Source organism: Furfurilactobacillus milii, assembly GCF_009864005.1.
Classification (GTDB): domain Bacteria; phylum Bacillota; class Bacilli; order Lactobacillales; family Lactobacillaceae; genus Furfurilactobacillus; species Furfurilactobacillus rossiae_B.
The window spans coordinates 144,297-165,949 of record NZ_WEZQ01000001.1 but is presented as its reverse complement, the minus strand read 5'-3'; the positions used below and the strand labels follow the sequence as shown (position 1 = coordinate 165,949).

Below are 21,653 nucleotides of genomic sequence, written 5' to 3'. Positions count from 1 at the left end.
ACTGATATTCAACGACTGTTCGACTAATTTGTATACGATTGTTCATGCTGCACAATAATTGCTTCTGCACGTTTTACTAAATCGAGGTTGCCTTTGAATTTCCCAAAAGTAATAGCTTGCTGTAAAAAATGTTTGGCACTCGATTTCTTCCAGTCCTGCGTTGTGTTGGCATAGTTTTTTCCAATCGTAAAGCTGAGTGAATCCACGAACTGACTCTGATGATTTTCTTTAAGCAGCTCTAGTCCGCGTTTAGCATAGTGATTGCTGAGTTTATATTCGTGTGTGCGTGAATAAAAGAAGGCCAGGTCATGATAAATTAGTGTAATCCAATAGGTGTTAGAAGCAATATTTGCTTTTGATAGTAGGTCAGGTATTTGCTGAAAATAAAATCTGGCATTATCGAGTTCTTTTTTTAAACAATAAATAAGCCCTAACTGATCCAAAGACAGAATTTCGAAAGGATCAATCAATTGTTTTTCGTCACCGAGGATATTACGATTAAATTCAAAAATTGCCTGGTCATAATTCTTATTTAAATGAAAGTTCACATATGCGATCAGAAAATCGGCTTCCAGGGTGGTGTGAGTCGTTAATGTGTCTCTGTCCAAAGCTTTTAAACGTTCCGTTGCCAGTTGATATTGCTGCTTGCTTATAAGCTCTTCAATTTCTGGCAGTGCATAATTTGCATTGACGTTTTTGTTGTCTATAACATCTGAATAGCGTAAGTTCAAGCGGTTAAGAAGGATCTTGATAATGCGATCTGAGGGTAACTCATTGCTGTTCTCAATGTGACTAATAGCGGGCTGGTCACAGATGCCAGCCCCTAGTTCTGCTTGTGTTAAATGCTGAGCCAGACGAGCGTCACGAATGACACGACCATTGTACAAAGCCATCAATCCTTTCAGTTCAATTTATGATTGTCATAAGACACTGAGGCTTAACAGACTGCAACATGATGTGTATCCAAAATGTGTTTAAAGAATTTTGTATTGGCATAATTGAGTGTGAAATTTGCAAAAGTCCATGCTTGAATTAAATAATCAATCGCCTTTGGATCATTCCAACTGTTTAATTTTGCGGTATTTTGAGCAATTTCATAGCTCAATGAATCTGCTAGAACGGTGCTGTTATGCTCGCTTGCTAGCTCCAATCCTTGTTTTGCATATTTATTGCTGAGTCCATAGTCTTCAATGTTACTGTAATGATCTGCTAGGTCACGATAGATGAATGCAATCCAATTAATATTGGCTTTTTCTTTGATTTGTGGCAAAAACTCAATTACTTGTTTAAAGAATGCTTCAGCCTGCTTAGTATTTCCTAATCGCTCGTTGACCATGCCCAATTGATCAATTGCTAAAAAAGAAAAAACGTCCTCTGGATGTTTGCCCTCAATCGCGGCTAACTGGCGAAAATTAAGTAAGTCCTGATTATAATGGTCTGAACGCAGGCGGAATGACACATAAGACTCTAAGAATTTTGCATGTAACTCATCGTGTTCATTTTCAATATTTTTCATGATTCCTGGTAGTGCATTTTTAGCTGAGATGTAATGTCCATCTATGATTAGTTGATCTAACTTCTCTAACTCAACTTGATTGCTATCAAAATAGACGTCAGTGTAATCGATATTGAGTCGCGTGAGTATTGCTCGCAGTAACTTATCGTGGGGAACCTCTTTGTTGTTCTCAATTTTTCCAATTATTAAGCGGTCGGTAATACCTTTTGCAAGTTGTATTTGTGTTAAGTGCATTGCCAATCTGGCTTTACGAATTTTGTGACCGTCAATCATAGCAGTTCACTTCCCAATAAAATGAAATTTTTGTTATACGGACTTTTGGACAACATTTAAAATCGAATGTTTACCTTGTTTCTTGTTGGCCTGTGCGTAAAACTGAGACAAATCGTGGTAAATAAATTTAAACCAATAAGAACTTGAATCAATACCGGAGTTTTGTAAAAGTCTGGGGATCTGATCAAGATAAAATCTTGCGTTGCTTTTTTTCCCTTGTTTCGAGTAAATCATGCCCAATTGTTCAATAATCAGAATGCTAAAAATATCAGTCGATTTTGTGTTACTACCAGTGATTGACCGATTGTATTCAAAGATGGCTTGATTGTAGTTTTGAGTTAGCTTTAAATCGGCAAATGCGGTCAGAAAGTCAACTTCTAGTTTTGTATGACTGGTTAAGGTTTGAACGTTTAATGATTTTAACCGCGATAAAGCGGCCTGATACTGTCGATTCATAATTAACTTTTCAATATCTTTTAAGGCAAAATTGGCGTCATGATTTTTCTCAGCCACAACGTCCTCGTATTTGAGGTTTAAGCGTTTTAAAATCCCATTAATTGTTTTTGCGCGTGGTGTAACCATGTTGTGCTCAATAAAACCGACAGTTTCTTTGTTTGTTACACCTTTAGCTAGCTCAGCTTGGCTTAAATGCAGCTTTAGGCGAGCATCACGGATAATATGACCATTTAACATGTTGATTAGCCCCTCTCTAAACCCATAAAAATCATGCTTTTTGCGATTGTTTTTTTGATTTCCTACAGTGAAATTAGCAAACCACCATGATTTTGAAACTCATTTTTAAGAGTTTGGAGCATCGTATTATTATGTTCTATTTGCGCGAATACCCACGATTGAAGGAAGTACCTCTGAGTGTTTTTAGAATTCCAACTCTCGCAAATGGCATAATCTCGACCAATATTTTCACTGATGCTGGCAACGAAAGCGTAGGTTTGATACTTTTCACTGATTGTTAACGCATCTTTTGCGTATTTGAGACTTTGATCATATTTTTCTATCTTTGATAAAAAGTCTATTAGGTTGTCATAAATGGATAAGACCCAGAATAAATTTTTAGAGACATCCATATAATCGAGAAGCGCGGGCAGTTGATCAAAATAATATTTTGCTGCGTCATTTTTTTGATTGGTAAAATAGGCTTTTCCCAACTGACAAACAGAAAGGACATAATAAATACTGGTCGTATTATGTTTGGCAGAGTCTAGTAATTTTTTAAAATCAAACATGCCTTGCATGAAGTCCTTACTAGTCCACATAGTGGCATTGGCCCTTAAAAATTCAAGATGCAGCCGATCGTTCTCAGTTACAAGCTTGTTTAGATCGATTTTATTAATGTTTTCTAATACCTTTTCATAATTAAATGCTATGGCAGCTTCATCAGCCTGATCGAAATAAAGTTTGAAATCAGGTACTGGGTTAATTAGCACGTCACTTAATCTGAGCTGAAGTCGACTTAGTAGTTTAGCTGTGACTTCTGGTGCAGGAGCCACCCCTTCACGTTCCATGCGACTAACCGTGGACTGAGTAGTAATGTCTGCTGCTAAATCATATTGTGATAGAGATAGCCTTTTACGAGCAGCTCGTACGATTTCCTTGTTGATCAAATGAATCACTTCCTGTAAGAAGATAGAATGTTTGTTTTGAAGTCTTAAATTTACGTCAAATGATCTTTTGAAAAGTCACCAGCAGATTATAGGGAACCTTTTGCAAAAGCTTGTATTGAGAAATCGGCTGTTAACTCATTACTATTTAGTACTGCATAAATTTTTTTTTGAAGTTCCCGATTTTCTGTATATTCGGCTAATGCCCAGGCTTGCATTAGATAGTGTTCTGCCTGAATGTTTTTCCACCCGTTATTCATATGACTAAGGTTAAGACTAATTAGAAACGTTAATGAATCCACTAAATCCAATGTGTCGCGTTTCTTAGCAAGACTTAAAGCTTGCTTAGCATAGTCAAAGCTCGACGAATATTGATGAAGGTTAAACAAAGTCTGAGCAACATGTTGCTTGAGATAGATAATCCAATGCATATTGACACTAATTTCCACTTGACTGAATTTCTTAGGAACAAGCTTTAGATAGTATTGAGTGGCTTCAAAATTACCTTTAGAGAAATATAGTTCTGCTAATTGACAATGTGCTAAATGCGTATAAATACTATCTGTACTCTTAAATGCATCAGCCTGATCAAGTAATCGTGTAAAGTTAAAAATGGCTTCATCGGCATCTTGCGTGAGCAGAAAGTTAATATCATTTTTCAAAAATAAGTAATGTAGTTTTGTATGACTTGTGTAAATGTCATCGATATTAATTTGGTTTAAATACTTGTTAGCCCGTTTGGGTTCATGCTTGCCGATTGCTAAATCTGTATCTTTCAGTAAGGTATCAGCAGATTTTAGATTGTCCATGACTATATCGCTCATGCTCAAGTTTAGTCTGTCAGCGATTTGTGCCAACACATCAGGATTTGGTGCCACACTTTCATTTTCAAGTTTGCTGATTGTTGATTGACTGGTGATTCCCTCAGCTAAGGCGCGTTGAGAAACGTGTTGTTTCATTCGTGTGATCTTTACTCTTTTACCATCAATCAATTTGGTCACGTCCTTTGTCAAAATGATGGAATTAATCAGTGTATGCGATTTATGCTAAGAGAAGCTTTCCGCTTGTCCATTATTCGGATGATTAACGTAGGTAATTTATATATGATTGTAATACTAATCATGAATTAAATAAAATACGCCTCGTCTCTTTTTAAAAGTCAGCAGAACTTATTTATCTTGTTTTGCTATTAATAGCGCGTTTTAGCACTTGTTTGTGTGATGAAAAAATTCTTCAAAAAAGGATGCAGCTTCTCAATAAGACCAACAACTGCTTTGATGAAAACCATAATGTGACAGAAATATGCACGAGTAGCCGAGATACTTTTATTGTTTATTTGGTTTATAGTTGATTGCATTTTAAATATTATTATCAAGGATGTTAAACGGACCATGATCTTTGCAAAAAAAAATCCCCGCATTGCGGGGATTTCATAGTATTTAACTAATTGAGCGATGAACCATGGTTAGTATATATGATCATTTTCGCTATCCTGATACAATCAACTACCATTGAAAACTAATATGATGTTCAGTTAGTCTTTCTTTAATAACTTTTTGAGCAACTTTGCTACCAGTGTACTTAACAAGAAAATAGGACTGGGCTAGATATTCCTGAGCTTTTTTATTGTCCCAACCTTTTAAATAAGCATAGTTTTCACCCACAGTAAAACTCAGAGTATCAGCGAAATCGATGGTGTGATACTTTTCGGTTATTTCCAGTGCCCTTTGTCCAAAGTCAATGCTCTTTTTGAATTCATGCTGTTTGGACCAAAAATTGGTCAAATTATCCATGATGAATAGTGTCCAATAAAGATTGTTCTCTATATCAATTTGTTCAAGTAACTTTGGCAGTTCATTAAAATAATGAATTGCTGAATCAACTCTTTCGGAATAATAGTATGCCGTGCCAAGCTGACATACTGCAAGAACAGAATATATGCTGAGGTCAGTTTTATTTCGCGCAAACTCTTGCATTTTATTGTAATTAAAAATTGCACCCATGTAGTCTTTTGTGAGCCACATCTCTGCGTCAGCTTTTAGAAAGTCATAGTGGAGAGTATCTTCATCAGTAAAATTCTCATTGGGTTCAATCTTTTTTAGAATATCAAGAACCCCCTGGTGGTCAAAATTTTTAGAAGCGTCGTCTGCTTTAGACAAATAAGGACCTGGTTCGGCAGTATCTTCGGTGAATACATCATCCATTGATAATCCTAGTCGCCGAAGAATCTTATTAAAGAGCTCACTGTTAGGGATTCCACTTGAATTCTCTAAGTTACTAATAGTAGTTTGCGTTGTGATGTTGGCAGCAAGGTCTCTTTGAGATAGGTGCATTGATCTTCTTTTTTTACGAATAATAGAACCGTCAATCACAAAATCACTTCCTAGAAAATAATATAAATATTGATAATATGACAAAAATTATCATAACGTGCTATAATTGACGCGGATTTAAGGATTTACTAATAAAAACATTACAGGGGTGGAGACAATGAAAAAATTCAACAAACTTATGGTAGTAATGACTGTCGCATTAGGCGTTGGCTTAGCTGGCACTGTGAGTGCTAATGCAGAGGTTACAAAAAATGAAAATTCTAACCAGACTACGGCCCAAGTTTCACATGCTAACAGACCAATTAATTTAGAGTTCGTTAGCATGCCAATGCATTAAAAGTAAATCAATTTTCGTTGAATCACAAAAGATGGCCGTCGAGCTAACTTTTGTGATTTTTTATTTGAAATATTTTAGAAATTTTGGCCTGCACATCAATACAGTGATGTGCGGCTATTTTTTTAGAATATGCCACTTATTATAATCTTAATTATTGCATTAATAAAGTCAGATATTTGTGTGTAAACCGCATCAGACGTGATGAAATTTGCACTTGATTGCCCAAAATTATTCGATGATGCAACACTTTTAGGAGATGATCGCATGTTTCCACTTTTATACATGTTTCCGATGGATAATGAAAACAAGGTTGCACGCAATTCTATTTTGTCAGCTTTACTCACGTTGATGCGCCAAAAGAAAATAGATGATATCCGTATTAAAGAGTTATGTCGTGTAGCTGGGGTTTCTCGAAGTACTTTCCACAGAAACTTTGAATCCAAAGAACAAGTTATCGAACTTTATTTTGATAGCCACTTTGAGTTGCTGTTTGAGCGAGTAGAGTCACTTTCCAGAAAGACTCCAAATGAACTGTACAAGTATTATTTCAATTTCATGATGCATCACTCTGAGTTAATTCACCTTTTGAGAATCAATCAACGTGAACACATTTTGACACAATGTATGATCGAATATCTACCCTATCTCATGCACCACAACATTGTCCTGTCCTTGGATGTTCCAACTAATTACGAAGTTGATTATCTTGCCAATGGCTTATCGGCACTGACTTTTAGTTGGGAATCCCAAAACTTCGAAGAGACCCCAGCGCAAATGGCAAATATCTTTCAATTATTGTTACGGATTGCAGCGTGATATGCCAACAAATTGCGTATGTAAAAGGAGAACACTATGTCTAAGGAACGCGAGGTTAATAAAAGATTTGTGAAGTATATTGAAAGATCAATCATCAACCATGCTATCCATCATTGGAAACGAAGTAATCAGGTTATTCAGGTTGAACTTAATGAAAGAATTGCTAATCAACTGGTGAGTAAAGAAAAAATAAAAGATTTAGAAATGCTCACTGAGAATAATATCGCACACATGGAAGATTATATTGCCAATGATCGGTTAGCCTGGTGCATTAGTACTATCACTAAGGAAGAAAAACAACTTATGTATGATAAATACGTTACCAAGCGAAGTGATGCTGAAATTGCTTTAGGATTAGGACTCTCTCGGCAAGCAGTTGCGAAAAGGCGACATCAAACATTGGCGAAAATCTTGAACATGTATCAAGAGGAAACTAAATGAATAAGAGAGAATATATCGACTTGTTGCCATACATTAAAGAAGCACAAAATGGAGATACAGAGTCCTTGGCATTTCTTCTAAAGCGGTTTGACGCGTTATTGATTAAACACGCATTTATCAACAATCAATTTGATGAAGACTGTTATCAAGATCTAAGAGAGCTATTTGTTTATCTAGTGCGTAAATTCAATATTGATAAGCATTGTGATAATGCAGACTTGTAGAAATATGTTCAATCCAAGTATTTCTGTATCGCACAATAATTAAAATTTGCCGATGACCGAATGATTTTGGTTACCGGCTTTTTTGAATTAAAATGAAATTAGTTTTACCTACGAATATTTAAAATATGAAATTAATTATTCTAGGCCGGTATAGATTGCTTATATTGCTAACCTAACAAGCCTGGTAAGCATTAACAATTGAGTGCAATTAGTGAATATAATGCGTCCTTGTCCTTGAAATTGTTAACAAGTTGACCTATTGTGAAAGTAATTATTGTTTGATTTATATACTTTTCAAAAATGAGCTTTTTAAATGAACTTTTAAAGCTAATACTTTCAACGTCAATTTGGAACCTGCATGTTCGATTAGTTCACTGTGTCATTGAAAAAATAAATATGGGTTGAATTTCATCAAAGTCACCATTTTGTTGACCTGAGACGCAATTAGCTTCAAGTACGAATCAGTATCTCCTTGTTAATTTTTAAACAATAAAAAGTCTTTACATACGGGGGCACCAACAATGAGCAAAATTCAAAATTCTAATCGACAAGAACATATCAAGATGTACAAGGCGGGAAAGTTTTGGCTATTTGCTGGAATTGCTACATTTAGTCTTGGACTAGCAGTCAGCACATCTAAACCGACAATTGCACAAGCAGATGAAACGCCAACAACACAAGCTGTTACAACAAAACAGACTGTGTCAAAGACTGACTCTTCTGCTAGTAGTTCAAGTAGTGCTCAGCCTGCTGCGTCCAGTAGTATGGCGCAGAGCGTAACTACTTCCATACAAACAAGTTCCTCCTCTACTGTTGCTATTACCCCTCAATCGACGACGCCAGTGATTATTCAGAATAGTGTGCCAACAGTTAAAAGTAGTCAACAATCTTCAAATGAAAATGCAACTAATGTGCAAGATAATCAAAGCAATGAAAGTGTCAAAAACGCTTCTCAGCCGACATTTTCTAGTTCAGCTGCAAAATCTGCATCTGCTAATTCTACTTATGAAGCGACGAGCCTGAAATCGAAAGCTTTCACTAGTGTGGCAAACAACGACAGCAACGCTGCGACAGGCAAAGATGGTACAGAAGCTGACTCTTCTGCGAATAACGCATTATCTAATTCAATTCAATCAAACAATCAGTCTGTAAATATGCGCGGTACAAATAGTTCTGACACCGTTGAACCGCTTAAAGCGGTCGTTAATGCCGCTTATAACAGTGGCAAACAAAAGGCTATTCAAGCTCTTACCTGGAATTTTTATGGTGGTTATGCTGGTAATTATGATATTAAGTCATGGATGGGAGATGTAGATGCGAGTCAGTTATGCTCTAGTTTTAATGGGTTATCTTTAAATGCTGATGGATCAATTAATCAAGATTCTGATGCAAAGGCTAAACAAAGAATTGCAACTTGGGTTATAGACCAAACGAAGAACGTAAATTGGACTCAGTTGTCCTCTAGCGATGCATTTAAAGCCGCATATGACGAATATAATCCTCTGGTTTTAGCTACGGATGATGAAAAAAACGGCTACGTAGACACCCTAAAGAGTGTCTTTGAAGGCCAATTGACGGCGAATGCATACTACTTGTGGCTATTGAATGCTATATCAGAGTCTGATAGCAGTAATTTCTATGGAATAGATGGTTATGTAGATAAGTTTGCAACGTTGAGATCACAAATGTTGACAATGGAAAGCACATTTCCAATTGCTACCAACCTAGCCACAAGCTTCAACGCCGGATTTGAGGCTGTCATCGCTGCAATATGTGCAAATTCTACCTCAATACAAAAAGTAGATGATTTTTTAAACGCACGAGTGCTTACATCCTTCGTGGATACTGACGATTCATTGATTGGAAATATCGCTAGTTTGTATGGCACGCCAGAAATGAATTTATCATTAGTCGAAAACCAAATTTTCTTTGGACGAAGCTTCCCTAATCATGATTATCTTTGGAAAACGGCCACTGTCTCTGATCCAAACAGACAAATGCCTTATTCTATGACAGATACAAACAACTCTTTTGACAACTATAACTCACTTGAAAAATTGGTTTATAGGACAGTGTTCGACGCATACTACAGCAGCTTACAGAACATCGTGACACAAGGTGTCGATGCTGCTACAAAGGATGCACTTGCTGGTAATAGTGCCGCTTTGTTGACACAACGCGGAAACAATAATGTAACGGAACGCGCAAAAGAAATCATGCCTCAAAATTACATTCAAGGCAACATTAGGTACGATCGTTCAGGGCTTTTTATGTATTCATATGGATTAGCAAAAATGTACCTAACAGGTTACAACTATTCTACACAGGAAGGATTCCCGATTGGCATCGGGAATACACCAATTAATCAAGAGGCAAAGAATACTGAGAACGGTTTTAAAATAGTTTCACCACTTGATCTTGCAATCTACTCCACATTAACAGGTAAGCCATATAAATATTCAATAAACGGAAGTAGTTTAATAGTCTCAAAACCGTTTCAGATTGGAAAAATATCGAATTCGAATACAGATTGGTTAAGTAATCCGATTGAAAAAAATATGTATGAACAAATTTATGAAGTAGCACAGCAAGCAAAAAATGATTTTCTCACCGATATAAATGCAAAAGTTATGAATCAACAGGGTTCCGAGCTGATATTGAACGACAACATTTTGCCATCAGAAAACAACCAAGGCATATTAACTAGTTCCCAATATAGTTTTTATAAGCAGAACTCCTATGTTTATTACAAGGTATTTGAGACGTTAGTTGAAACTTATTTGACTAATAAATCTTTAGGAACACTGAAACAAGAAATTATTAAAGACGCAGATAACTATGTTGCTATAACTCACCAAAATAAAGGCAATGTTCCATTTATTAGTTTTGAGAAAGCACAATCTGTATACACTGATTTGACTGTCAAGATAAACACTTCAACTAATCTAAAACTTAATGCTGACCGAACTTATACTGGAGCCTATTCCAATGACAACACGGGAACAGTAATTACGCCAACGGCGGAAAGCAACTTTAATAACATCGAACTTAGCGCCGATATTTCAACATCTGTCCAAGGTGTCTTACAAAATGAAATGAAACAAGAATTCGAACAAGAAGAAAAAGCTGCAATTATGCGATTGGCGAAATGAGTCAGACAAAAAATATAGGTTTAGCAAATGTTAAACAGTCAAAATTTCACATACGTGTAATCCAAAAGAAAATATTTGTCAGAGTCAAAGAGAATCCAGAGTTTCATTTGGGAGGCCAGTTATGCTAAAAAGCAAGTTTAGACACGTAGCTGAGAAAAATCATTACAAGATGTATAAGGCTGGCAAGACTTGGTTGTTCGCGAACATCGTGATCCTAAGTTTAGGCGCGGCTGTAGCCACGTCAACCATCAAGCCTGTTAAAGCTGATGAAGAAGCTAACACAGATACTGAATCGCCTAATGGCAGTTCAAGCGCACAGCAAAATAGCGCCGTGATTCAGTCATCAACAAAAGCAAGTAGTATCAGCTCGTCAGCAGATTTAAACAAAACAAGTAACGAAAAATCAGTAATATCAAGTAATTATAGTTCAAGTGATGCCGCGACTACCGGCTCACAGGACACAAGTTCAACTAAGGCATCATCAGAACAATCAAAAAGTGTTAGTTCGGCTAGTCAGGCTAACTCTCAGGCAAGCCAAACAAATGAAACAAGTACCTCAGTCGCCAAGAAAGTTCAGGCGGCTTCTTTAGCATCAAGTAATACTTCTAACAGCAGTACTGAAAATAAAGCGGCAGAAGGCTCACAATCCGCTACATCTGTTAGTTCGAATGACTCAACTAATAAAGGACAGGCAAAGTCTAATTCTAGCTCTGCTTCCGCGGACAATACTCAAAGCACGGCGGCAACTGTTTCCTCGCTACAAACAGTTCAACCTACTAGTACTGCTCCATTAGCTAAAAGCATTGCTACAAATACTGCATGGACTGATACAACAACCCCCGTTGTTAATCGCAAAAGTGAAACTTCTCAAACGATGGAGATTGCTACGACGTCTTCTGTGACGGTAAATTCTGCATCGTCATCAGTCCCAATGAGCTTAGTGGCGATAGCTTCGTCTGCTAACAAAAACATGCAAACACTGAGTTTGATTGATCCAAATAAGTTTGTTAAGGGTACAAAAATTGAAGATTCAAATAATGATACGTTGATTGTAAGTCTTCCAAGCGGAGCTTCCATCGAAGATATTCGACAGGCAAAAAAAGTATTATCTGAAGCACATGTAAAAAAAGCAGTAATTAATATTATAGATGCGGCAACTAACACAGATTACACTACTGGCGTTGATGCGGCTATTTCAGACTTAGGACAGGGGTTCTGGACAGGTGGTCATTCGGCTGGAGGAGCCTTATCTGATTGGATTGGTACTAATATTCAAAAACCAGACTTTACCGCTGCTCAGAAGATTATTTCAAAGGGTGCTACTGAAGAAAATTTGAACGTAGCCACTACTTCGGCCCAGAACACTATCAAAAATTGGATCAATAATATTATGTCTAGCATCAACTGGACACAAATTAAATCCAGTAATGCTTTTGCCGCATTGGGTGATGATAAGCTAACAAACACAGATATTCAAAATGGATATACTGATACAATTCGCGAGTTCATCAAGGGCTCATTGACAACGGAAGCTGACTATTTATGGCTAGTAACTAGTACTGATAATACTGACAACAGTTTATATTATGGGACCCAGGGCTATAATGATGCAGGCACTGATTCGAGCGGGAATGTATTACCGCATTTTGCGACTCTTTTAAATGCAGTTAATAGTTTTAGTACTGATACTGAAACAGATTCTAAACTTAAGGATGCTTATCAGGCCGGGCGTGCGATGACGTTATTTTGGATTTCTGGTCAGGACAGTGAACGCAAAATTGTTTTAAGTACACTCAATCCGCAAAACAATCCTTTGGATACGGATGATTACGGCAATGATACGCTTTTATATCAAGTAGGAACTATATCAGGCAGCCCAATAACTACGGCTGGTACTGAAACTAAAGACGCGTCTACGCTGCAAAATATTACAACTGGACCCACGATTCAAATGCAACAAGGTATACCAGCACAGTACTTTATTACTTTTGATAAAATTCATGAAAACTTTTTGGCTAATTCTTCAAATTTTGCGGTCAATGCACTAACAGGCGCTGCAAGTGTAGATAATTTAACGCAACTGGAAAAGGATTTAACGAATGCTACATTTCACGCATATTATGACGAGTGGGAAACCATTGTTAACGATGCTTTTGCCAAGGCTACATCCGATGCTCTTGCTGGGAATAGCCTTGCATTGAATGCATCTGACGCCGTAGGCAGTAATATAACTTATCCTGTCTATTCTTATAATGGGCATCAATACAGTTTAAACACACATCAACAAGCGCTCTATCAGAATGCTTATAGATTCGCCAAGGCATACTTGACTGGTCATGAACCAAAGTCAGACAACGACGCCACAACTCATCTTGGCAGCTTCGGGAGTGGCAACACGCCACTTAATGTCATAACTGATGCAAACAGTGTGGAGTCACCTCTGGATTTAGCAATTTATTCAGTTTTAACAGGGACAAGTTACACCTTTAATACTGCTCGCAATGGTATTAATACAGAAAATGGCGTTAACAAGAGTGCGAGTGTTGGAACGAACTTTCAGTCTCAGGGATACTCCGATACTAATGCTGACTGGATTGCCACTGCTGCCCAAAATGATATGTATCAGATAGCGTGGAATGTTGCCAACCAAGCTAAACTCGACTTCTTAGCGGATGTTCAACTAGCAGTCAACAAGGGAGATAGTGCCAAACTTGCCGATCTTGCAGATATGCTACCAAGTGCGGACAAACCAGGAATTTTGACTGCTCAACAATGGGCTTATTATAAGCAGAACTCTTATGTCTATTACAAAGTATTTAGCACTTTATACAAGGGCTATTTGGTTGTTAAAGATGCTGAGGATCATTTGGTCAGTGTTATTGATTCAGTTGTTAAAGATGCTGATAACTACGTTCAACAAGATGGTGACTCACACTATGGTGACCCAGTAGCACAAGATATTGAAAAAGCCAGAGCTATCGAAACTGCAATCGGTCAATATATTGCATCCGATGGCAAAAACCCACAACCAGAGTTAACTGCGCATATTGATGCCACACAAAATACTATCTTGAATGGTGATACTACCTACACTACGCCTTACTCGGAAGATCTGAATGGCAATGCTTCTATGGCGACCGTAGTCACGCCAACGGCGCAAACCACAATTGCCGGTACCGAACTACAGGGTGAAAATACTGCTGCCACTAGAACGATTCAAAATGCGGTTGATTATGGTTATGTTCACGAAGAAGCCATGGCAATTCCGGCTTATGAAGCTGGTTATGCTAAAGTGCAAATGACTCTTAATGTCACCCCTGCAGATAAACAATCGGCTTTAAGTGGACCAAATGATGGTGATACCTATACGTTTGAAAACACTAGTAATGTCACCGATAATTTAACACCTGTTTTGACGACAACTAATCCTGATGGTTCAACTGTCTGGACTGTCAATTACACCAACGCAGATGGCTCTAGTACGATCATTACAATTAATCGAACGGCACCTGTACTTAACCTAAAACCAGACCCGGCGACTGGTAAACTGACAGCCCTGCAAGAGACTGAACAGAAGATTGGTCAAGTGACAACGATTGAAACCGTTGTTAATAACATCACAGCTGCTGATGGCTCGACAACATCAAAAGACAGCACTCCACAAACGACAAACACGACGAGCGTAAGTTATCCAAGTATCGGCTTGCATGCTGGTGTAACAACCGATGGTAAAGAAAACACAACTGTCAAAGCCACAGTGAATGATGATGGGACAGTTTCCTATAACTTTAATCGGGTTGCTCTCAATACAGTTACAACTGGCACACAACCAGCAATTATTGATACTTTAAAACCTAATGTGGCAACTACGTCAAACACGGATGGATCGACTAGTTATTCAGTTTCATATAATAACGCCGATGGCACGACCAGTTTGGTGACCTTGAATCGGGCTAAGCCGGTTGATAGTGAAAAAATCGGTGATATCACAACGATGGAAGTGGTAACTAGTGGTGGCAGTTTAACCACGCCTGTGGACACAGGTCTCATCAAAGCGCCAATTGGTACAGCACTAGTTACTGCTTATCCGACAGACCCGACAGATAAAACTAAATTAACGACAATCAGTTTTACTCCCAATCCAGATGGCACAATTGGCTATCGTTTCACTAATGCCAATGTTGCTAGTTTAGCTGCCAAAGCAAAAACGGCTAATGTTGTTGATGTTGATGGAACAAATAAAGGTAACTTGTATCAGGATGGTTGGGATTATCGCAAGTCGTTTATTGCATATAACACAATTATTCAACAAGTTGCTGATCCAGATTTTAAAAATCCTGATGTCACAGATAAAAATGGACAAGCAACCAATAAGTTAACAACCGACCAAACATATGCTGGTTTCTTTGAAAGTAAAAATTCAAAGGGTGAAGTGATTAAAAACCAGTCTGTTCAATTGATTCCAAGTAGTGACGTTAACAACCATTATGGTTCTTATACGCAAAAGACGGTCACAAATTTGGATGGTTCGTATACTGTGGTCACTTTGTATGTAAACGGTGATATTGGCTATACGGTCTATGACACTAAAGGAAATCTGTCACCGGCCAACAAACAGAACATAACGACAACGAATCCAACCGGCGAATTAATTTTAAAAGCTAATGACAAACTGATTACTGTTACTAATGATGATGCCCCCGCTACACCAATTGTCGATGGAACTCCTGACTCAGCAATTGTGACCAAGCCTTCTTCAGTTACAATTACACGAACTGCTAACGACGCGATTACGATTAGTGAAACCGGCGTTCAGTCAACAATGGCGAATAAGTTGAATGTTCAAAACCAGGCTACTACTGCGGATGTCAGTGTCACAGTCGGTAATAATGTTGAACCATCATTTACGTCAACTACGATTGTGACGCCTGTTAGTGCGTTACATCCAGGGGTTGTCTTTAGTGCAGATACGACAGTTGGTATCAATAAGGACGGTATCACCAGTACGTATGATGATGACGGCAGTACCAATACTAATGGTCTGCAATATCAAGGGACAGTTATTGATCCAACTGGTCCTGATATAAATTTGGTAAAAGACGCCAATGGTAAGTCGGTACTCTTTAATGATGCTAGTGACAAAGATACGGCCACTAATAATCTTCGAGCAGCATTGAGAGCTACTGACATGAGCTTGGATTATGGGCAAGCACGTAACACGACCACAACTTTGCAATACGTTGCTAATAACGTTTCTAACGCTGGGACTGGTACAACTGCGACGATTAATATCGATACGTCAACTCCAACACTGACAATTGCGTTAGGTAAATATACTGATGGTGTTAATGCTGGACAAGTGATTTCGACTTCGTCCTTTGATGCTGATGGGGTTATCACACCAGCAGTTCGAGCTGCAAGCAAAGATGTAGCAGTTAAAGCAGCTAGCGATAATATTGGGACGGCTATCTTTGACTGGACGAGTTGGTATCAGGCTAACAAAGCTGCTTTAAACAATGAAAATTGGACATATGACGATAATACTAAAACGCTAACCTACACACCAACGAATAAAGCCGACATTGCAGCCTTGCTAGCTGCAGCAACTAACGGTCCTATTACAATTAATTGGTCTGGTGCTAAGGATGCTACGCGTGCGGCAATGGTTGATAAATATGGCGATGTCATGAACTTAGTTATTACTGCCAACGTCAAATCAGAAAATGCTGTCACGAAAGATGTCAATGTTTCAACGACTGATGTGACCAATAATCAGTACACCTTTACTCACGAAGCACTGGAAAAACTAGTTAATTCAGATCCAAGTAAACCCAGTGATCCTAATGACTTGGTCACAAAGTTTATTGAAAAATGGGCTACATCAGCTGGCTCAACCTCAAGAACTTATACCGGTACAATGAATGGAATGCCGCTGCCTCAAGGTGTTGCTGCCGTTACGCTAAAATCTGACGGTGATATTGTCGTTACCTATGATGACGATGAAGCCACTAGTAATTACAAGGTTAAGACAAATACTAATGTTATTAAACTAGTGTTGCCATTCACTGTCGATGCAAAAGGTGATAAGTATGTGCCAGATGAAACGTTAAAGAAAAAACAGACTACTGATGCAACTAGTACTACTTCGAATACTGGCACAGATACCACAAAAGATAGTACTGACAATCCGGTACCGCCTTTAGCTGGCTTGACTCTTAATATGAACATGCAGGGCAATGTCACAGTAGCGTACAAGGCCGCTGCGGGCGGTGCTAATACAACGGTTAAACAAAATGATCAGTCAACAAATGTTTCATATGCGGCTACAGGCACTGATATTAAAACTGCTTATACTCTGACAAATGCCGTTCTTGGCAGTACGTACACAGTTACTGTTCCCGCTACAATTGCGGCTGATAAGACAGCTAACTTCGATGGTGCTACTTACAAACTAATTAACGGAACAGCAACTAACGACCCAACTGCTGTCAAAATTGATAATGCCACCGTTGAGTTTGGCACAAACGACAAGACATATCTGTACGCCAAGACGGTTGGGGTTATTCAAGGCGTGACGCCTAACAAGCCAACGGTTACTGTTAATAAGACGGCAGCAATTGCTGATGGTGTGACTGAAACCATTGATCTGAGCAAAGAAGCTGCAGATTATGATTGGAATACGGTCACCTTTACACCTGACGCCAATACTTCAACGAAGTATGATGTTAAAACGGTTGTGAACAAAGCTGCCAAAACGGTCACCGTCACCTTTACACCCAAAACACGGGCTGATGATCTGGACTTCATGGCTGATGCTTATCAAGAAGGGCTGCCATTAAACGGCTGGTTAACTGATCAAAAGACAGTCACTGGCAGTACGACTCCAGTTTTAAACAATGCCTTATATGTTGAAACAAAAGCTGAACCTGCTTTAGAGAATTACACGAAAGCGGCCACGATTGATGTGTCCAAGAGTGGTTCAGGCTATGATGCGACAGCGCACACTTACACATTTGATGTGCCAACGAGTGCTTTGAGCACGCAAGAATTAACGTTATTAGCTCAAGGTCAAAATTTAGTATTGACGAATGATTCTTCAGCAACTGATGTCGCAAAGGGCTATTCTTCGTACAGCTCTGACAATTGGGGCAGCGTTAAGTCCATGACCATCTCGTTAAATACGGATGGTACGGCGCATGTCGTGGCAACGTTAGATACGAGTTCAACGCCAGAAAGCAGTTTGCAAAATGGCGCGATTTTGATTGCCGGTACCAGTAGTGATTCACCAGCTGATTCTGGGATTCACTTAGCTTTGACGTTGACCAATGACTTGACGCAAAACAGCACTGGTCTGCCCGCAGGAATTACCAAACCGGTTTATCCTGACTTAACTGGTAAAAACTTGAAGAGTACAGATGATGTTACCTCCAAACCAGTCGCCGGTTACGTGGTTACTGGTGCGACCTTTAATGGCACTGCGGTTCCAGCATCAGAATTGAAAATGAACGCTGACGGTACAGCGACTTATACAGCCACTCATGGCTGGGGCGATAATAGTGGCGCCACTGTAGCCGACAATCTGGTATGGACTTATGGCCCAGCAAAAGTGGCGGCCACAATCGGAACGCAATCCAAGTTTTATGGAATGACCGATCCAACAACGCCGTATACTGTGACTGGTTTGTCATCATGGTTGAAAGCGCCAGCGGCCGGTTGGCAATCTGCCGATTTTACGCGGACCTATGCTAAAACGAATACTGCTAATGATCCAACCCAAGATCCGGTTGGTGATTATACTGTCACCCTTAGTGACCAAGGTATTAAGGATTTGCAGGCCGCTAACCCGGATTACACGATTACTGACGCTACTGGCAAATCGACTGTCGATAAGATTGTGGCTGGAAAGTTAACAATTAATCCAGCACCAATTAAGTCAACAACTCAGGACACAACAAGAGTTTATAGCAGTAAATCAATTGCAGCCGATAGCACTAATTCAGATGGTTCAGCTTATGTGCCAACAGAAGTCTTTACGTCAAGTAATCCTAAATCAACGGTTATCCCTAAAGATCTACAGTTAACTGATTCACAAGATTATGATTACTTTTTAGCCGATGGCACAACGCCAATTGCCGCGAGTGCTGCTAAGAATGTTGGGACGTATGTCTGGAAGCTGAATGCTGCTGGTAAAAAAGTGCTTTATCAACGACTGGGGAATGTAGATGGTGATGATAAGAACTTAAACTTCTTGTTATCTGATGATTCTTTAGAGAGTGGCAAGTATACGATTACAGCTGATCCGTTGGATGTTGCTGTTAACAATGGCATTCGTGATTATAACGGCAACGATATTGGGACTGACGATTCAAGTACCGACAAGAAGGACTTTACGAACATCACTTTCAAGAATCAAAAGAGTGATACGACTAAGGTGCCTGACTCAATTTCTTTAGATCCTAAAACTGACTTTACCTATAAGGACGCTAAAGGCGATGTGGTTCCTTACACCTCAGTCAAGGATGCTGGCACGTACACTTGGACTGTGAATGATACCGGTAAAGCCAAGATTGACGCTCAACTGGGTGAAGTCAAGGATGCCAGTGGTAAAGTTACGCAAGCCGCTAACTTCTCAATTGATGACACGCAATTAACGGGAACGTATACGATTAACAAGGTCGCTGTGACGATTGCCGCACCAACTTTGAAGAAGACGTATGACGGCAATGCTTATACTGGTACTGATGATGCAGCCACAGTTACTGGGAAGCCAGCTAATGGAGCGGCGTTGACTTATAGTCTGACAGATATTTCCAGTGATAAGGATGTTGGCAGTTATCCAATGACGATTACGGCCAAGGATACTGACAATCCTAATTACACAATCACTGTGACAGCTGGATTATTGGAGATTGATCCACAAGCGCTGACGACGGCGAAACCAAATACGCCAACGAACCCGGCTAATCCTAGTGTGCCAAACGACAATAAGCCGAAGACAGATACGCCACAGGCTAAAAAGAGTTTGACAATTATCGGGGCTACTAAGGTCTACGATGGAACGGCCGCCTCTGATCCAACCACATATACTGTGGAAGGACCAAGTGATTACAGTACCTTCACGATTCCAAAAACATTCACGGCCGCTGATTTCGACACGACTGGAATTAACAGCCAGAATGTCGGTTCATATGCTGTTAAGTTGAGCGCTGCCGGGCTCAAGAAACTGCGAGCCGCAAACTTGAACTTCACCGTTGATGACGATGATATTCAAGATGGGTTGTTTACCATCACACCACGACCAGTGAGTGTTACTGTCAAAGATCAAACTAAGTCTGTTGGTGCGACTGATCCAACATTAACAGCTACTACAGGTACAGTTGTTGGTAAGTCTGTATCGGGACTAGTTAAGGGTGATACCTTGAATTACACGCTTTCACGTGCTAGGGGTGAAACACCGGGTGATTACGCAATTTCGGTTACAGATGGTACTAATCCAAACTATACTTTGACAGATACTGGCGGAAAGCTGAGCATTACACCAGTTGTCACGTTGCATATTGAAGACCAAGACGGCAAGCCAATTGCAGGAGAATCAGATACCTCGCTGACTAGTACCGATAAGCCTGATACGACGGTTACAGTTACGCAAAAGTCGATTAACGGGTATACGATTGAAATTGGTCAGCCAACTAGTTACACAATCACGAGTGATAGCCAGCAGACAGTTACCTTGAAGTACCGTAAAAATGCCTCGGTAATCGCTAATTACTTCCTAGTTGGTACAGATACACCGATTGCAAAATCTAAGACGACAGATAGTGGGGTTGGATTAGCATACACCACTACGGCGCTTGATCTTACGGGTTACACATTAGTTGCGACTCCCCAAAATGCTTCTGGGACGCTTGGCGACACAAATAAACCAGTCAATTACTATTACACAGTTGATTACACACCAGTTATTGAGACACCAAGTGGCAAGACGCCTATTGGTTATACGCCACCTGTAAAACCACAGACTGGAACTGGGACACCTGGTGAACCAGTTAATTCGAAGACGTCTTTGCCTAAGATTCCTGGCTACACAGTTACGACCGTTCCTAATGTGCCGGATAAACCAGGACAAGTTAAGGTAGTTTACACACCTGAAACTGAGACTGTTACCGTTCACTATTATGTTGTGAATAGTTCAACGCCCGTTGATGGCAATTCGACAGTCACTTTAACGGGTGATTTCGGTGATTCATACCAGACACAAGCTAAGTCATTTTCCGGTTATCGTCTGGTTGCGATGCCAACAAATGCTGATGGAACTTATCAAGTTGGTGGTATCACGGTTAATTACTACTATTGTGTGGTCAACACTGTACAACCAGCTGATCCACATGCCCCAACGACTACTGGTTTTGGTACACCTGTCAGTCCGATTGACCCAGATGGTGGTATAGTGCCAACAGATCCTGTCAATCCTGATGTCCCTCAAGTAACGCCGACTCAAATGCCAAATTATCCGGATGTCTTGGCTGCCAATCCTGTTGATCCGCCCGTGGTTGATGATCCTTCTGATCTCGTCGACCCAGTATCAACACCAGTTGAACAAGTTGAATCATCACATGGCATTAAGTTAACAGAACAACCAATGACGCAGTTACGTCGCAGTCATGCACCGCGACATGCGGCAACAGCTGGGTCAAAGCAACGTACCTCTCGTTTGCCACAAACTGGCGAGCAAAATTCTAGCTCATTGGTGGTAGCTGGATTAAGTATTATTACTAGTAGTCTAGCGTTGCTTGGTATCAAGAAGTATCGACACAAACACGATTTAGGTAGTCGTGAAGATGAAACTGGTCGTAAGTTTTAAAAACAATATTACCTAGTAAAACGACGATCATTAATTAAAATGGTCGCCGTTTTACTTTCTAAATTAATGTGTGAGTGATTC

Annotated in this window: 12 protein-coding genes; 6 read left to right on the top strand and 6 right to left on the bottom strand. The window is 39.5% G+C overall.

From position 1 onward, the window contains the following. Positions 1–23 precede the first annotated feature (23 nt). The 6 genes from GB993_RS00700 to GB993_RS00675 all read right to left on the bottom strand — a co-directional run bounded on the left by GB993_RS00700 (position 24) and on the right by GB993_RS00675 (position 5,780). Complete coding sequence (locus GB993_RS00700; protein ID WP_161002667.1) at positions 24–887, bottom strand: helix-turn-helix domain-containing protein; 864 nt, start codon at positions 885–887, stop codon at positions 24–26. Between the two features lie 50 nt (positions 888–937). Then, complete coding sequence (locus GB993_RS00695; protein ID WP_161002666.1) at positions 938–1,789, bottom strand: helix-turn-helix transcriptional regulator; 852 nt, start codon at positions 1,787–1,789, stop codon at positions 938–940. A gap of 33 nt (positions 1,790–1,822) precedes the next feature. Next, positions 1,823–2,482, bottom strand: coding sequence for a helix-turn-helix transcriptional regulator (locus GB993_RS00690; RefSeq protein ID WP_161002665.1), 660 nt, complete (start codon positions 2,480–2,482; stop codon positions 1,823–1,825). Between the two features lie 62 nt (positions 2,483–2,544). After that, the gene (locus tag GB993_RS00685) at positions 2,545–3,411 is read right to left on the bottom strand and encodes a helix-turn-helix domain-containing protein (protein WP_161002664.1); all 867 of its coding nucleotides are present in this window, start codon (positions 3,409–3,411) and stop codon (positions 2,545–2,547) included. A gap of 86 nt (positions 3,412–3,497) precedes the next feature. Beyond that, complete coding sequence (locus tag GB993_RS00680; RefSeq protein WP_161002663.1) at positions 3,498–4,400, bottom strand: helix-turn-helix domain-containing protein; 903 nt, start codon at positions 4,398–4,400, stop codon at positions 3,498–3,500. Between the two features lie 513 nt (positions 4,401–4,913). Continuing rightward, positions 4,914–5,780 carry a helix-turn-helix domain-containing protein gene (locus GB993_RS00675; RefSeq protein WP_161002662.1) on the bottom strand — a complete coding sequence of 289 codons (867 nt, stop codon included), beginning with the start codon at positions 5,778–5,780 and terminating at the stop codon, positions 4,914–4,916. Between the two features lie 118 nt (positions 5,781–5,898). Here GB993_RS00675 and GB993_RS00670 point away from each other — a divergent pair, with 118 nt between their 5' ends. From GB993_RS00670 to GB993_RS00645, 6 genes are all read left to right on the top strand, one after another. Further along, positions 5,899–6,078, top strand: a complete 180-nt coding sequence (locus GB993_RS00670; RefSeq protein ID WP_161002661.1) for a hypothetical protein — start codon at positions 5,899–5,901, stop codon at positions 6,076–6,078. A gap of 264 nt (positions 6,079–6,342) precedes the next feature. Continuing rightward, entirely contained in the window at positions 6,343–6,894 is a 552-nt protein-coding gene (locus GB993_RS00665; protein ID WP_161002660.1) for a TetR/AcrR family transcriptional regulator, read from the top strand. A gap of 36 nt (positions 6,895–6,930) precedes the next feature. Beyond that, positions 6,931–7,335, top strand: a complete 405-nt coding sequence (locus tag GB993_RS00660) for a sigma-70 RNA polymerase sigma factor region 4 domain-containing protein (protein ID WP_161002659.1) — start codon at positions 6,931–6,933, stop codon at positions 7,333–7,335. Beyond that, entirely contained in the window at positions 7,332–7,559 is a 228-nt protein-coding gene (locus tag GB993_RS00655) for a helix-turn-helix domain-containing protein (RefSeq protein WP_161002658.1), read from the top strand. Before GB993_RS00660 ends, GB993_RS00655 begins: the two co-directional genes overlap by 4 nt. A gap of 521 nt (positions 7,560–8,080) precedes the next feature. Then, positions 8,081–10,711 carry a KxYKxGKxW signal peptide domain-containing protein gene (locus GB993_RS00650; protein ID WP_161002657.1) on the top strand — a complete coding sequence of 877 codons (2,631 nt, stop codon included), beginning with the start codon at positions 8,081–8,083 and terminating at the stop codon, positions 10,709–10,711. Between the two features lie 121 nt (positions 10,712–10,832). Beyond that, positions 10,833–21,572, top strand: coding sequence for an MBG domain-containing protein (locus GB993_RS00645; RefSeq protein ID WP_161002656.1), 10,740 nt, complete (start codon positions 10,833–10,835; stop codon positions 21,570–21,572). The last annotated feature ends 81 nt before the right edge of the window (positions 21,573–21,653 follow it).